The 14,366-nt window shown below is 70.4% G+C and carries 14 protein-coding genes; 7 read left to right on the forward strand and 7 right to left on the reverse strand.

Annotated features, from left to right (window positions below; genetic code table 11):
• Positions 1-103: 103 nt before the first annotated feature.
• On the reverse strand, positions 104-1,234 hold the full coding sequence (alc, locus tag ABZ079_RS34585) for an allantoicase (RefSeq protein WP_356943414.1): 1,131 nt from the start codon (positions 1,232-1,234) through the stop codon (positions 104-106).
• 164 nt (positions 1,235-1,398) lie between these two features.
• Complete coding sequence (gene allB / locus ABZ079_RS34590; RefSeq protein WP_356943415.1) at positions 1,399-2,736, reverse strand: allantoinase AllB; 1,338 nt, start codon at positions 2,734-2,736, stop codon at positions 1,399-1,401.
• Positions 2,737-3,007: 271 nt separating this feature from the next.
• Between allB and ABZ079_RS34595 the strand changes: the two genes are divergently transcribed.
• On the forward strand, positions 3,008-3,802 hold the full coding sequence (locus ABZ079_RS34595) for an IclR family transcriptional regulator (RefSeq protein WP_356943416.1): 795 nt from the start codon (positions 3,008-3,010) through the stop codon (positions 3,800-3,802).
• 109 nt (positions 3,803-3,911) lie between these two features.
• Here the strand turns inward: ABZ079_RS34595 and ABZ079_RS34600 are convergent, their stop codons facing one another.
• Positions 3,912-4,229, reverse strand: a complete 318-nt coding sequence (locus tag ABZ079_RS34600; protein ID WP_356943417.1) for a DUF5955 family protein — start codon at positions 4,227-4,229, stop codon at positions 3,912-3,914.
• A 144-nt stretch (positions 4,230-4,373) separates the two neighbouring features.
• On the opposite strand from ABZ079_RS34600, the gene ABZ079_RS34605 reads away from it, so the two are divergent.
• Together ABZ079_RS34605 and aceB are read left to right on the forward strand one after the other, a co-directional pair.
• On the forward strand, positions 4,374-4,982 hold the full coding sequence (locus tag ABZ079_RS34605; protein WP_356943418.1) for a nucleotidyltransferase family protein: 609 nt from the start codon (positions 4,374-4,376) through the stop codon (positions 4,980-4,982).
• 184 nt (positions 4,983-5,166) lie between these two features.
• The gene (gene aceB, locus ABZ079_RS34610; protein WP_356943419.1) at positions 5,167-6,792 is read left to right on the forward strand and encodes a malate synthase A; all 1,626 of its coding nucleotides are present in this window, start codon (positions 5,167-5,169) and stop codon (positions 6,790-6,792) included.
• A 3-nt stretch (positions 6,793-6,795) separates the two neighbouring features.
• Here the strand turns inward: aceB and ABZ079_RS34615 are convergent, their stop codons facing one another.
• Complete coding sequence (locus ABZ079_RS34615; protein ID WP_356943420.1) at positions 6,796-7,077, reverse strand: SelT/SelW/SelH family protein; 282 nt, start codon at positions 7,075-7,077, stop codon at positions 6,796-6,798.
• Complete coding sequence (locus ABZ079_RS34620) at positions 7,074-7,988, reverse strand: HipA family kinase (protein ID WP_356943421.1); 915 nt, start codon at positions 7,986-7,988, stop codon at positions 7,074-7,076. Before ABZ079_RS34620 ends, ABZ079_RS34615 begins: the two co-directional genes overlap by 4 nt.
• Positions 7,989-8,869: 881 nt before the next feature.
• Between ABZ079_RS34620 and ABZ079_RS34625 the strand changes: the two genes are divergently transcribed.
• From ABZ079_RS34625 to ABZ079_RS34635, 3 genes are all read left to right on the forward strand, one after another.
• A complete protein-coding gene (locus ABZ079_RS34625) occupies positions 8,870-9,616 on the forward strand; it encodes an IPT/TIG domain-containing protein (RefSeq protein ID WP_356943422.1) in 747 nt (248 codons plus the stop codon).
• A 230-nt stretch (positions 9,617-9,846) separates the two neighbouring features.
• Positions 9,847-10,866 carry an IPT/TIG domain-containing protein gene (locus tag ABZ079_RS34630; protein WP_356943423.1) on the forward strand — a complete coding sequence of 340 codons (1,020 nt, stop codon included), beginning with the start codon at positions 9,847-9,849 and terminating at the stop codon, positions 10,864-10,866.
• Between the two features lie 198 nt (positions 10,867-11,064).
• A complete protein-coding gene (locus ABZ079_RS34635) occupies positions 11,065-11,496 on the forward strand; it encodes an Ig-like domain-containing protein (protein WP_356943424.1) in 432 nt (143 codons plus the stop codon).
• Between the two features lie 160 nt (positions 11,497-11,656).
• Here the strand turns inward: ABZ079_RS34635 and ABZ079_RS34640 are convergent, their stop codons facing one another.
• Positions 11,657-12,484, reverse strand: coding sequence for a helix-turn-helix transcriptional regulator (locus tag ABZ079_RS34640; RefSeq protein WP_356943425.1), 828 nt, complete (start codon positions 12,482-12,484; stop codon positions 11,657-11,659).
• A gap of 112 nt (positions 12,485-12,596) precedes the next feature.
• Between ABZ079_RS34640 and ABZ079_RS34645 the strand changes: the two genes are divergently transcribed.
• Entirely contained in the window at positions 12,597-13,028 is a 432-nt protein-coding gene (locus tag ABZ079_RS34645; RefSeq protein WP_356943426.1) for a hypothetical protein, read from the forward strand.
• Positions 13,029-13,090: 62 nt separating this feature from the next.
• Here the strand turns inward: ABZ079_RS34645 and ABZ079_RS34650 are convergent, their stop codons facing one another.
• Positions 13,091-13,963, reverse strand: a complete 873-nt coding sequence (locus tag ABZ079_RS34650) for a class I SAM-dependent methyltransferase (protein ID WP_356943427.1) — start codon at positions 13,961-13,963, stop codon at positions 13,091-13,093.
• Positions 13,964-14,366: the final 403 nt, after the last annotated feature.

A 14,366-nucleotide genomic window follows, 5' to 3' on the forward strand; every position in this document is an offset into this window, starting at 1 on the left:
GACGGACGGAAGAGTTCCGGACCGGGGGAACGGGGTCCGTGCGAGTGGCACACCGGGCGCCCCGGTGCTGTCCGGCCGGGGCGCCCACGCGCGCGCGGGTGGGTCAGCCGCCCAGTTCCCGGTGGCGGGCGGCGAGCCGGGTCGCGCCCTCCTCGGTCAGGGAGCCGAACAGGCGCAGGCGGGAGATGCCGCCGTCGGGGAAGATGTCGACACGCGCGTGCGTGCCGACGGCCGGCCGCGGCAGGACGAAACGGTGATCGGTGTCGGGCTGGAGGCGGGTGCGCGGCAGGATCTCGGTCCAGTCGCCGTCCTCTCCGTCCTTCACGGAGACCGAGGCCCAGCCGGCGCTGTTGCCCTTCAGGTAGGCGGTGTCGATCTCGATCGCCCGGATCTGGGACTGGGACACCAGCCGGTAGCGGATCCAGTCGTTGCCCTGGTCGCGGCGGCGGCGGGTCTCCCAGCCGTCGTCCATCTTGCGGGACCGGCCCGGCTGGATGGTGTTGGTGGCCGGAGAGTAGAAGAGGTCGGAGGCGTCCTCCACCGTGCCGCCGTTCTCCAGGGCGACCACGTCGAAGGTGCCGAGCGCCTCGAGCCACCTCGGGTCCGGGACGACCTCGCCGTACACGCGCAGGCGGGCGATGCCGCCGTCGGGGTGCTGGTTGACGCGCAGGTGCGTGAAGCGCTGTTCGACGGAGACGGCGAAGCCGTTCGCCGCGTGGCCGCCGACGGGGGTGCGCGGGACGAGGGCCGTCCACTGCACGTCGTCGCCGAGCAGTACCTCCGGGGAGGGGGAGCCGGGTACGGAGGCGCCCTCGACCGAGACGGCCTGCGGGTAGTTGCCGCGGAAGTGGGCCGTGTCGACCACGATCCCGCGGATCACGCCCGGCGCGCCGAGGCGGACCAGCGCCCAGTCGTGGTCCTCGGCGGTCGGCCAGGGGTGCTCGGCGGAGACACCGCGCCGGCGGCGGGTCTCCCAGCCGTCCATGATCTTGCCCTTGTGCCCGAAGTGCTCGGGGTCGAATTCGGCCGGTTCGGGGACCAGCAGGTTCTCGCGCTGGGCGAAGAACTCGTCGTTGGCGGCGACGACACCGGCGCCGAGCTGCCGGTCGGCGAGGTTGGCGTACCGGGTGAAGGGGAAATCGGCGGTGCGGTAGTCCGCGTACGGGTCGCCGCCTCCGTAGGGGTTCGCGTCGCCGGTGAAGCCGGCCCAACTCGGATGTTGCTGCGCCGTCACGGTGATCAGGGGTTCCTTTCGGGAGTCGGCGGGTGCGGATGCGGTAGGGGGTTTCCCCTGCTCATGGGGTTTCCCCTGCTCATGGGGGTTTCCCCTGCTCATGGGGGGCCACCCCGCTCGAGCGAATCCGAGAGCGGGGGAGAAGCCGAGAGGTTGGCGGTGGCTCACTGGGGGCGGCTGAGCAGCGTGCCCTTCGGCTCGGTGAACTCGCCGTCGGCGGTGATGCGCTCGCCGCGCAGCCAGGTGGACTTCACGACGCCGCGCAGGGTCTTTCCGGCGTACGCGGTGACCCGGTTGCGGTGCTGAAGGCCGGCCGGGTCGACGGTGAAGGTCTCGTCGGGTGCGAGGACGGCGAAGTCGGCGTCGCGGCCGGCCTCGATGGCGCCCTTGTGCCCCAGGCCGACCAGAGCGGCGGTCTGCGTGGACATCCAGCGGACGACGTCCTCCAGGCCGTGGCCGCGCTTGCGGGCCTCGGTCCACACCGCCGACAGGCTCAGCTGGAGGCCGGAGATGCCGCCCCACGCGGTGGCGAAGTCGTCGGTCTTGAGGTCGGCGGTGGAGGGCGAGTGGTCGGTGACCACGCAGTCGATGGTGCCGTCGGCGAGGGCCTCCCAGAGCAGGTCCTGGTTGGCGGCCTCGCGGATGGGCGGGCAGCACTTGAACTCACTGGCGCCGTCCGGGACCTCCTCGGCCGTGAGAGTGAGGTAGTGCGGGCAGGTCTCCACGGTGACGCGGACACCCTCGGCGCGCGCGGCCCGGATCAGCGGCAGCGCGTCGCTGGAGGACAGGTGCAGGACGTGCACGCGCGCGTGCAGCCGACGGGCCTGCGCGATGAGGCCCGCGATCGCCGTGTCCTCGGCGTCGCGCGGGCGGGAGGCGAGGAAGTCGGCGTACCTGGGGCCGCCGTGCTGCGGGGCGGCGGCCAGGTGCTGGGGGTCCTCCGCGTGCACGATCAGCAGGCCGCCGAACCCGGCGATCTCCGCCAGGGACTGGGCGAGCCGGTCCTGGTCGAGGTGCGGGAACTCGTCCACGCCGGACGGGGCCAGGAAGGCCTTGAAGCCGAAGACACCGGCGTCGTGCAGCGGGCGCAGGTCCTTGAGGTTGCCGGGCAGGGCGCCGCCCCAGAAGCCGACGTCGATGTGCGCCTTGTCGGCGGCGACCTGCCGCTTCACCCGCAGGTGCTCGACGGTCGTGGTCGGCGGCAGGGAGTTGAGCGGCATGTCGATCAGGGTGGTGATGCCGCCGGCCGCCGCCGCGCGCGTGGCGGTCCAGAAACCCTCCCACTCGGTGCGGCCCGGGTCGTTGACGTGCACGTGGGTGTCGACCAGGCCGGGCAGCAGGACATGGTCGCCGAGGTCCTCCAGCCGGGCGCCGGCCGGGACCTCGGCCTCGTACGGCAGAACGGCCGTGATCTTCCCGGCGGACACGGTGACCGTGGCGGCCCGTGTCCCTTCCGGTGTGATGACGCGCGTCGAGCGCAGTACCAGCTCAGCGTCGGACACCCGAACCCCTCTCTGTACCGCCGTTTACGCACAGGAAACGGGACTTACACCCACGTAACGGATTTCAACGTTCTGTTGAAGGAGTCTTCACTCCCGCTCCCCCGCCGTCAAGAGGCACACTTCTGGACGGGACACCACCCGCGCCACCCTGGACCTTTCCACAAGGCGGAATTATAATTCCGGCTGACAGAATGCAGCTACGTACAAACAGGGAGTCAACCCGCTGCCGGGTAGGCTTCTGCCCTCCCGCCCGCCCCGAAAGGAACGCGCCGTGCCGACGTCCAGCGCCAGCACCACCGACTCCGCCAAGTCCTCCAACGGAGGCGGGGTCCAGTCCCTGGAGCGCGCCTTCGACCTGCTCGAGCGCATGGCGGACGCGGGCGGCGAGGTCGGCCTGAGCGAACTGTCCGCGACCAGTGGGCTGCCGCTGCCCACGATCCACCGGCTGATGCGCACGCTGGTCGCCTGCGGGTACGTCCGTCAGCAGCCGAACCGCCGGTACGCGCTCGGGCCGCGGCTGATCCGGCTCGGGGAGTCCGCCTCCCGGCTGCTCGGCACCTGGGCGCGGCCGTACCTGGCCCGGCTGGTCGAGGAGACCGGCGAGACGGCGAACATGGCACTGCTGGACGGCGACGAGATCGTGTACGTGGCGCAGGCGCCGTCGAAGCACTCGATGCGGATGTTCACCGAGGTGGGCCGACGGGTGCTGCCGCACTCCACGGGGGTGGGCAAGGCGCTGCTGGCGAGCGTGCCCGACGACGAGGTGCGCGCACTGCTCTCCCGCACCGGGATGCCGGCGGCGACGGAGAAGACCATCACCACCCCGGACGGCTTCCTGGCGGCGCTGGAGGACGTACGGCGGATGGGGTACGCCGTCGACGACAACGAGCAGGAGATCGGGGTGCGGTGCCTCGCGGTGTCCGTGCCGGAGTCTCCTACGGCCGCGGCGATCTCGATCTCCGGACCGGCGGGACGGGTGACGGAAGCGGCGACCGAGAAGATCGTGCCGGTGCTGCAGCAGGTCGCTCTTGAGCTGTCTCAGGCTCTGGCCGGTTCAGGCGCCTGAGGGGGGACCATCAGCGGTGCGCGGGCGGCTGCGGGTCCGCTGCGGCTTGTCGCGCCCACGCGGCGGGGCCGCACCATCGATACAGCGCCGCACCCCCGGGCAGGCACACTCAGCCCCGCTGCGGTGGCCCCCCGAACAAGTCCACCGCCTGCCGGACCCCCGACAAGCCCTTCGCCAGCGCGCTGACCGAGCCGATCGCACCCGCGATCAGTAACAGGGACCTCCGCAGGCGGAGGATCTCGGGTATACCGCCCGTGGCCATCGCGGCCAGGGCCGCCAGTTCGTCCTCGGCTATGGCCCGGTCGGGGAACTCCGCCGGGTGCGCGGCGAGTTCGCGGCGCAGCCGGGACACCGCGGTCCGCAGTTCCGCCACTCTCGGGTCCTCGCCGCTGCCGGTCACCGGCCTCTGCCCCAAGCTCCGCAACACAGCCCTCCCCCCTGACACGCCGTCGTGCGCGGGTCAGTAAACGCCACCCCGTGCGGGAGCGCCACCACGCGGACCGAAATTCAGCCCAACGGAATCGGCGCCGGAAATCCGGACGCTTCCGCCGTCGTCGGGTATGCAGGACCCATGACGGTCAACCAGGATCATCGGGGGGACGTCGCCGGGCTGCTGCTCGCCGCCGGCGGGGGCAGACGGCTCGGTGGGCGGCCCAAGGCCCTGCTGGAACACCGGGGGCGGCCCCTGGTCGAGCACGCGGCCGGCGTGCTGCGCGCGGCGGGGTGCGGGCGGATCCACGTCGTCGTGGGCGCCCGGGCGGACGAGGTGAGAAGGCGCGCCGAGCTCAGCGGCTGCGTGCTCGTGGACAACCCGGAGTGGGCCGAGGGGATGGGGTCGTCGCTGCGCGCGGGCCTGGCGTCGCTCGCGGGCACGGGCGTGCGCGCGGCCCTGGTGAGCCTCGTCGACCAGCCCGGCATCGGGGCCGCTGCGGTGGCCCGGGTGCTCGGTGCGTACGAGGGTGAGGATGCGCTGGTGTCGGCCGCGTACGACGGGAAGCGCGGGCATCCGGTGCTCTTCGGCGCGGCCCACTGGGCGGGCATCGCGGCGACCGCCACCGGGGACCGCGGGGCACGCGCCTACCTCGAGGCGCACCGGGCGGGTATCCGGCTCGTGGAGTGCGCGGACGTGGCCGACCCGTACGACATCGACACCGAGGCCGATCTGAGCCACCTTGAGTGAACGGGGTGGCACTGGGCGCCACCTTGCCTCGACCCGGAGAATCTCGACATCAACAAAACATTGAAGTTCCACAATGAGGAAACTACTATCCACCGATCAGAAGCGCCTGTCCGCACAGTCGGCGCTGATCGCCCTGTTCGTGCCACTTGGCACCCGGTGCCACCGCTGAAGGAAGTGACAGCTCATGTCCGCACCAGCGCCGTCCCCGCTGGCCATCGTCGACGCCGAGCCCCTGCCCCGGCAGGAAGAGGTCCTCACGGACGCGGCGCTCGCCTTCGTGGCGGAGCTGCACCGGCGGTTCACCCCGCGCCGTGACGAACTCCTCGCCCGCCGGGCCGAGCGACGCGCCGAGATCGCCCGCACCTCCACGCTCGACTTCCTCCCGGAGACGGCCGCCATCCGTGCGGACGACTCCTGGAAGGTCGCCCCGGCCCCGGCCGCGCTGAACGACCGGCGCGTCGAGATCACCGGCCCGACCGACCGCAAGATGACCATCAACGCGCTCAACTCCGGTGCGCGGGTCTGGCTCGCCGACTTCGAGGACGCCTCCGCGCCCACCTGGGAGAACGTGATCCTCGGCCAGGCCAACCTGATCGACGCCTACACCCGGAACATCGACTTCACGGACGAGCGCACCGGCAAGTCGTACGCGCTGCGCCCCGCCGAGGAGCTGGCGACCGTCGTCATGCGCCCGCGCGGCTGGCACCTGAACGAGCGCCACCTCGTGGACGCCGACGGCCGCCCGGTGCCCGGCGCCCTCGTCGACTTCGGCCTGTACTTCTTCCACAACGCGCAGCGGCTGCTCGACCTCGGCAAGGGCCCGTACTTCTACCTGCCGAAGACCGAGTCGCACCTCGAGGCCCGGCTGTGGAACGACGTGTTCGTCTTCGCTCAGGACTACACCGGCATCCCTCAGGGCACCGTACGCGCCACCGTGCTGATCGAGACGATCACGGCCGCGTACGAGATGGAGGAGATCCTCTACGAACTCCGCGACCACGCCTCCGGCCTGAACGCCGGCCGCTGGGACTACCTGTTCTCCATCGTGAAGAACTTCCGCGACGGCGGGGCGAAGTTCGTCCTCCCGGACCGCAACGCCGTCACGATGACCGCCCCGTTCATGCGGGCGTACACCGAACTCCTCGTCCGCACCTGCCACAAGCGCGGCGCCCACGCGATCGGCGGCATGGCGGCCTTCATCCCGTCCCGCAAGGACGCCGAGGTCAACAAGACGGCCTTCGAGAAGGTCCGCGCCGACAAGGACCGCGAGGCGAACGACGGTTTCGACGGCTCGTGGGTCGCCCACCCCGACCTGGTGCCGATCGCCATGGAGTCCTTCGACAAGGTCCTCGGCGACAAGCCCCACCAGAAGGACCGGCTGCGTGAGGACGTGCACGTCGAGGCCGCCGACCTGATCGCCATCGACTCGCTGGACGCCAAGCCGACGTACAACGGTCTCGTCAACGCCGTTCAGGTCGGCATCCGCTACATCGAGGCCTGGCTGCGCGGGCTCGGCGCGGTCGCCATCTTCAACCTGATGGAGGACGCGGCCACCGCCGAGATCTCCCGCTCCCAGATCTGGCAGTGGATCAACGCGGGCGTCGAGTTCGAGAACGGCGACAAGGCCACGCCCGAGCTGGCCCGCAAGGTCGCCGCCGAGGAACTGGACGGTATCCGCAGGGAGATCGGCGAGGAGGCCTTCGCGGCCGGGCACTGGCAGGAGGCGCACGACCTGCTGCTGAAGGTGTCCCTCGACGAGGACTACGCCGACTTCCTCACCCTGCCGGCGTACGAGCAACTGGCCGGCTGACCCTCACGACGAGCGTTCCGAGTGGCCCAGGGGCTTGCCGGGGGCCACTCGGTCACGTACGAGCCGCTTGACCGCCGTGGGCTCCGGGAAGCCCTGCTCGCGGCGGTCCCACACCACCTCGTCGTTCACGCGGACGACGAAGACGCCGCCGGTACCGGGCTTGAGCGACAGCTCCGTCAGCTCTGCCTCGAAGGTGGTGAGCAGTTCCTGAGCCAGCCAGGCCGCACGGGGCAGCCAGCGGCACTGGGTGCAGTACTCGATCTGGACCCGCTGTCCATCCGTCATCCCAGGTGCACCGACCCATCCTGTTCCGCCGCCGGTTTTCCATGCAGGTCGGGGACCCTTTTCAGCCAGTCCGGGCGGCTCGCTTGCGTCTTCGCCGCGCGGGCGGCCTCCTCGGCCGCGAGTTCCTCGCGGCTCGGGAAGTCGGTGGGGAGCCACTCGGGCGAGAGCCGCACACGGGCCAGGAGGTAGTCGACGTAGGCGTCCCGGACGTCGTCGGGTGTGGCGAAGCCGGCGTCCTCGGCCAGCCAGGCGTCCGGCACCTCGGCGACGATCCCGCGCAGCAGCTCCTCCGTCACCCGGGGCGCCAGGTCGGCGTCGGCGGCCCGTACGTCGGGGCCGTAGTGGCCGAGGGCGTGATGCCGGAAGTCGTACTTCTTGCCGGGGGTCGTGGTGTCCCAGCGGTGGTGGAAGACGAGGGCGGCGCCGTGGTCGATGAGCCACAGGCGCGGGGGTGCGGTACCGAACGTGGGCCAGACCATCAGGTTGGAGCTGTGGACCGTACGGTCCACGTTGACGGTCAGCGCGTCCAGCCAGACGATCCGGCCCGCCTCCAGCGGGTCCACCGGGAAGACCTTCGCGATGTCCGGGGTGAAGTCCCGTGCGCCCGGCAGATAGTCCATGCCGAGGTTCACGCCGGCGCTCGCGGTGTGCAGGTCCCGCACCTCCTGGTGGGGCTCGCCGGCGGCGATGGCCGGGTCGAAGTGGACCAGGACCAGCTCGGGGAAGCGCAGGCCGAGCGCGCGGGCCAGTTCGCCGGCGATGACCTCGGCGACCAGCGCCTTGTGTCCCTGCGCCGAACCGGTGAACTTCACGACGTAGGTGCCCAGGTCGTCGGCCTCGACGACTCCGGGCACGGAGCCGCCGGACCGTAGGGGCTCGATGTAACGGGTTGCGGCGACCTTCCTCAACATCTTCCAAGGCCCCACGGCTCTTTTGTCTTACATTTCATGGCTAGCCCCAACGCGCTGCGCTCCAGGCCCCCCGATCAGCCCTGGGGAGGATCTGAGAAGTTCGACTGACATGCCCGTCTCCCTGTAGCCCCAGCAGTCAGTCAATGGCGGTGCGCCCCTTGCTTCCGGCCTCCGGCTATGAAGTGAGCATAATAACCAAGCGTCACAGCCGGGTAGGAGTGCCCGAGCCCCTGGCGCCGGCGTCACCGCCGAAGACACCGCCTTTGAGTATCCAACCGGTGGGCAGCCCTTCCCCTCGGGGGGCGTGTCACTGGTATGGCCTGCGGTCAAGGCGTCACGACCTACCGAAGCGCGATGGGCACACCCGAGGGGGGTGGAATCGCCAGTCGGTGCCACTCATCTGGCGCCGACTGGCTGGCTGTTCGGCCCCCTCGCCCGCTCCACGGGCGACGCCGGCGGCGCCGACGCGTCGATGACGAGACGAACGGCGCAGCACAGGCGCGCAGCACAGGGATGCGCGGGCGGTACATGGACACGGCCCTTTACCGCTGTGCGCTCCCCCGATCGGGTGATAAGTAGAGTTGGCGCCTTGTCGGTGTTACGCCCCCATGGGTCACTTGTGGCAGCGAACCGGTGGGCCGCCCATCCCATATCCGGGGGATCGTGGTAAGGGCGGTGTCTGCCGGTTTTTCCTTTGAGTGCGCACGACAGCACTCCGCGGATTCGCCAGCGTGCTCGAGCCGTCCTCTCCCCGTCGAGGGCTTCCGTGGCCAACGCATGCCCGCCACTTCGGTGCCCTCAACCGGCGTGCCTCCGGCGCCTCAGTGACCCACCGGTTGGCTGCGTCCTCTGTCCCTGTCCTGTCAGCGAGGAGCCTCTCCATGCCCATCTCTCCGAACCAGGGGTCTACCGGCGGCGGCACACTGGTCACCATCACCGGTACGAACCTCTCCGGCACCACTGCGGTGAAGTTCGGCAGCAAGTCGGCCACCAGCGTCACCAACGTCTCTCCGACCCAGGTCACAGCTGTGTCCCCGTCGGGGACCGGCACGGTCGGGGTGACCGTGACCACTCCGGGCGGCACCAGCGCCCCGGTGCCGTTCTTCTACGTCGGCGCCCCGTTCAAGTCATCGCTGGGGACGACCTCCGGCGCGCTGGCCGGCGGTAACACAATCACCATCAACGGTGTGGGACTGTCGACTGCGACGAGCGTGTCCTTCGGCGGGGTGACCGTCACCCCGACGGTCCTCTCCGACACCCAGCTCAGTGTCACGGTGCCGGCAGGTGCGGCGGCAGGCCCCGTCGGGGTGAGCGTGACCACCGCGGGGGGCACCAACAACGGCCTGTCCTACGTCTACGTCGACGTTCCCGCCGTGACCGGTGTCGCCCCGTCCTCCGGGCCCACGTCCGGCGGCACAGGTGTGACGATCACCGGTACCCATCTCGACACCACGGACTCGGTCAGCTTCGGCGGCGTCGTAGCACCGTTCTCCGTGGTGAACGCCACCACGCTGTCAGCCGTGACCCCGCCCGGTGCCGCCGGCCCGGTCGACGTGGTGGTCACCAACCCGGCCGGCGCCGACACGGCCACCGACGCCTTCACCTACGTCGCGCCCCCCGGGATCTGAGCACCCGTCATGCCGCCGCCCGGTCCACCACCGGGCGGCGGCACTGCCGTGACCGCACACCCCCCGCAGACGCGTTCGATCGTCATCGCCTGGACTGCCGCCTCTCCACGGGTTCCGACGCGGAGGCCCACCATCATCAGCAGTGCCCCACGGGCGCCGATCTCCTCCTCACCTCGGGGAAGCATTCGCCTGATTCCAGGCTCCGGCCCAGGCCCTCACAGGAGCACCTCATGTCGCCCACCATCAGTGCCATCAATCCCGCGCAGGGCCCCACGACCGGGGGTACAGCCGTCACCCTCACCGGCACAGGGATGACCGGGGCCACCGCCGTGCGGTTCGGCAGTACGCCCGCTTCCTATACCGTCAACTCGGCTACCCAGATCACCGCCGTCAGCCCGGCCGGCAGCACGGGCGCGGTGGCCGTGACGGTTGTCAGCCCGACCGGCACCAGCAACGCGGTGACCTTCACCTACCTCACGGCCGTGGTGCCGGTGGTCACGGCGGTGGTGCCCAGCAGCGGTCCGACATCAGGCGGCACCAGCGTCACCATCACCGGGACCGGGTTCACCGGCACCACCGCGGTGCGCTTCGCCGATACACCAGCGGCATCGTTCTTTGTCATTTCGGCCGGTCAGATCACCGCCGTGACGCCGGCCGGAAGCCCCGGCGGTGCCGCGGTCACTGTCATCACGCCCGGGGGTACCAGTGCCGCTTCCTCAGGCGCCTACTTCTTCTACGCCGCGCCTCCCGTACTGAACACCGCCGACCCCGCCCAGGGCCCGGCGGCTGGGGGAACGGTGGTGACACTGACCGGGACCGGTCTGCTCAACGCCAGCGCGGTCCGCTTCGGCTCCACGAACGCCACGTCTTTCGCCGTGGTGTCCTCGACGCAGATCACGGCCACGGCGCCCTCGGGCACGGGTGGTTCGCAGATCACGGTGGTCACACCGGGCGGATCGAGCAACCCCGTTCCCTTCGCGTACGTCGCGGCGCCCACCCTGACCGGCGTTGCGCCCGGAAACGGCCCGACCTCCGCGGGCGCAGTCGTCACTCTCACCGGTACGAATCTGGCCACCGCCTCAAAAGTCACTTTCGGTTCTCAGATCGCCGGGTTCACGGTTGTCTCCGACACGCAGATCACTGCCACGGTGCCCGCCGGGCCCGCGGGACCGGCGACGGTGAGCGTCACCACCGCGGGCGGCACCAGCGCCGGCCTGACCTACACCCGTGTCGCCGCACCTGGCATCTGAGGGACGGCCACGTCCGAGGCTGCTCCTGAGCCCGGCCCAAGCACGTGAGGATGCCGTGTGCCGGCGATGGGAGCTGCTGAGCCAACCGGGTTGCCCCTGCGCGCGGCCTCCCGTACGAGGAAGAACATCACCATAGTGTGAAAACACCACAATACGTATGGCCCACGGGCCTGTTCATCGACGTAGGGAGCCGAACCGGTGAGGACGACGCGAGACAGAGGCATGCTGGTCACTGCCACCGCGCTGGCGGCCGTACTGGGACTGGCCTCGCCCGCCGCTGCCGTGCCATCGAGCACCACCGTTACAGCCACACCGCAGTCCACCACCGCCGGCTCACCGGTGCACCTGCAAGCGACAGTCACCTGCGCCTCCGATCCCAGCGGCGGTCTGGGCATGACGTTCTTCGACGGCGGCGACCTGCTGGTCACCGTGCCCGTGGCGCCCAACGGCCAGGCCGACTACACCGCCACCTTCCCCGCCGGCAGTCACACGATCACCGCCGCCTACAACGGCAACGGAACGTGCGACGCCTCCCACAGCACCACGACCGTCGAGGTCACGACCGCACCCACTCCGCCCGGCCCCGTTCCTGGAGCCTGCCACGACGTCTACACCAACATCCGCACGTGAGCACAGGCACCAGCCCAACAGCAGACGCGAAAGACCGGCGGTCGGTCTGCGTCCGCCTGCGGCAGCGGATGCAGGCGGCGGGTTCGCGCAGGAGGCGCCACGGGACGCCGCCGGCCTCGCGGTAAGGGCGACGTGCCGTTTCGAGCGTGCTGGCGTCGGGTCACTCCGTGCGGAGGGCGCCCTCGCCACCGGCCGACGCCCGGTGGCGCAGGAGGGCTTCCGTTGAGCGGTCCATCGGGAAGAACGCCTCCACCGCCAGCTCCGAGAGCGTCACGTCCTCCGGGGCCCCGAAGGTGGCGATCATACTGAAGAAGGACATGTCACCGTAAGGCGTGCGGACTCTCAGCGGTACGACGATCCCCATGGGGTCGACGCGCGCGGGCTCGGGGGCCGTGCCCGGCGGAGCCGCGTAGTCGGACACCTCTTCGTACAGGTCGCGCAGGTCGCGGTGGCCCGTGGCGTTGACCTGGTGCAGGAGGCGGCTGAGGGCGTGGGCGCGGACCTCCGCGAAGTTCAGGCAGTGGGACGCCAGGCCGTCGGGGTGCAGGATCAGCCGCATGACGTTGGCCGTCGGGTCCGTCAGATGCGGAGGGACGAGGTCGAGCAGGACGGACATGGCGCGGTTGCAGTCGACGACGTCCCAGATGCGGTCGATGACAGCCGCCGGGTAGGGGTCGTGCCCCGCCAGCATGGTCCTGAGCGCCGCGCGCGCCATCGCCATGCGGTCGTTGTCCAGCGAGGTCTCCCGGTACGCCGGCGCGTAACCGGCGGCCAGCAGCAGCCCGTTGCGGTCACGCAGGGGAACATCGAGGTGCTCGGCGAGCCGGAGCACCATCTCCCGGCTGGGCCTGGCCCGGCCCGTCTCGACACACGACAGATGGCGGGTGGAGGTGTCCGCCTTCACCGCCAGGTCGAGTTGGCTGAGTTTGCGGCGCTGTCGCCAGTCCCGCAGTAACAGCCCCACGCGCGGCAGTTCGTCCGTCTGCATGTTTCCACAGTAGTCAGTACCAGGTCACCGGACCATGACCTCTGAGGTCATGGAGTTCGCGATGTGTGGCGTGCCACGGTAGGCCCGCGAACCGACCTGGAGGAGATCCGCGATGACGCACACCCTGCCCACCGCCGGCACGACCACGCCCTCGCTCGACGCGGCGCGCTTCCTGCGCCTGGTGCTGCGTGTCGACAGCGCGAGCACCGCGGTGATGGCGGCCGTGCTGATCGCGGCCTGCGTGCCACTCGGTTCCGCCACCGGGATGCCGGTGGGGTTCACGGTCGGGTTCGGGATCTACCAGCTCGGCGGGGCGGCCGCGCTCGCCCTGATCGCCGGCTATCCGGTGATCCCGCCCGGACTGGTCCGGGCCGTGATCGCGGTGAACGCGGCCTCCGCCGTCGCCTGCGTCACGGTGGCCTTCGCCGACCTGGTCGACCTGACCGGCTTCGGCGTCGCCTTCATGCTCATCGGCGCCCTGGTCGTGACCGTGTACGCCGTACTGGAGTCCGCCGGCCTGCGGCGCATGACCGCCACGGCATGAGGCGGTGGGCGCGCACCGGCTCGGTCGACGCCCTGGCCGGCTTCCACGACTGGACGGTGGGATCAGTCCCGGGGTGCGCGGGCCCGCATGTAGACGATCGGGGTGGGCAGCGTGATGATCCCGTCCGCCCCGCGCAGAGCGTCCAGCCTACGGGCGACCTCGGCGGCCAGTTCCTGGGCCTCCTGCTCGGCGAGCCGGTCCCAGAGGCGGCGCATCCCGTGCGTGCGGGTCCACCGGACCCACTGGTCCCCGGACTCCACGGTGATGAGCAGGTCCTCCTCGATGACCTCCGCGTCCACGAAGCCGGCACCGACCAGCGTGTTCGTGACGGCCTCCTCGGTCACCAGCCAGTTGTTGTGGATGTTGGTGAAGGGGCAGTCGTAGGCGTCCCCCTCCTTGGGCTGCGTCATGTGAGGCAGCAGCAGGTCGTGGACGTCCTCGGGGAGGAAGCCCCACTTCCCGGTCGCGGTCGGGAAGAAGGAAGGGGCGCTCGCGGCGAAGATGCCGCCGGGACGCAGGAGTTCGCGGTACGGCTTCAGCTCCGCCGGGCCGTGGGTCCAGATGAAGACGCTGAAGCCCCCGATGACGGCGTCGAACCGGGCCCGGGGGTAGTCCGGCTGCTGCCCGTTCATCAGGCGCGTGGTCACCTGGCCGAGACCGCGCTCGCGGGCGTCGTTCTCGGCGTACTTGACCATCTCCTCCGAGAGGTCGATGCCGACGACCTCACCGCTCGGTCCGACCGCCTCGGCCACCGGGAAGAGGACGGCACCGCGGCCGCAGCCGACATCGAGGACGGACTGTCCGGCACCGATTCCGGAGAATTCGACGAGTCGCCGGCCGATCGGGCCGAAGAATTCGACGCCGCTCTGGTCGTACACCGCTGCCGCGGTATTGAAGACCCGGTGCATCTCCGCCGTGCTCTCGGAATTTCCCACGTAACTGCTCCTTGCCGGGAGGAATTCGGATGGGCCACCGCTCAGCGGCGCCTGCAATCGTGGAACACGGCTTCGTACCGCGTCCAATAGTCGGCCCTTCTGGCTGCCAGCAGCATTCGTTATGAGCTCATAGCGAATGCTGCTGGCAGCCAGAAGTCCCTTGTATTGGACGTCGCACGGCTGCCGCAGCCAACATCGATCACCGGGACCGGGCCGCGCTCCGGTCTCTGTGGAAAGGGTGGTACAGAATGACTGAATTCCCGGGTTCGTCGGCTCCGCAGAACGCCGGCATCACCGGAGTGGAGACCCTTGCCCGGCGGGTTGCGGGTGAGGTGTTCGTTCCGGGGCAGGAGGGGTTCGACGAGGAGCGCGCCGGTTTTCAGCGGGCGGTGGTGCATCGTCC

Origin of the sequence: Streptomyces sp. NPDC006314 (genome assembly GCF_040613075.1) — a bacterium.
Lineage (GTDB): Bacteria > Actinomycetota > Actinomycetes > Streptomycetales > Streptomycetaceae > Streptomyces.

What these genes read in the sequence shown, in the direction of transcription:
- ABZ079_RS34605 (WP_356943418.1), top strand. Translation starts at nt 4,374, where the DNA reads ATGACGGTCAACCAGGATCATCGGGGGGACGTCGCCGGGCTGCTGCTC.
- aceB (WP_356943419.1), top strand. Translation starts at nt 5,167, where the DNA reads ATGTCCGCACCAGCGCCGTCCCCGCTGGCCATCGTCGACGCCGAGCCC.
- ABZ079_RS34615 (WP_356943420.1), bottom strand. Translation starts at nt 7,077, where the DNA reads ATGACGGATGGACAGCGGGTCCAGATCGAGTACTGCACCCAGTGCCGC.
- ABZ079_RS34620 (WP_356943421.1), bottom strand. Translation starts at nt 7,988, where the DNA reads ATGTTGAGGAAGGTCGCCGCAACCCGTTACATCGAGCCCCTACGGTCC.
- ABZ079_RS34625 (WP_356943422.1), top strand. Translation starts at nt 8,870, where the DNA reads ATGCCCATCTCTCCGAACCAGGGGTCTACCGGCGGCGGCACACTGGTC.
- ABZ079_RS34630 (WP_356943423.1), top strand. Translation starts at nt 9,847, where the DNA reads ATGTCGCCCACCATCAGTGCCATCAATCCCGCGCAGGGCCCCACGACC.
- ABZ079_RS34640 (WP_356943425.1), bottom strand. Translation starts at nt 12,484, where the DNA reads ATGCAGACGGACGAACTGCCGCGCGTGGGGCTGTTACTGCGGGACTGG.
- ABZ079_RS34645 (WP_356943426.1), top strand. Translation starts at nt 12,597, where the DNA reads ATGACGCACACCCTGCCCACCGCCGGCACGACCACGCCCTCGCTCGAC.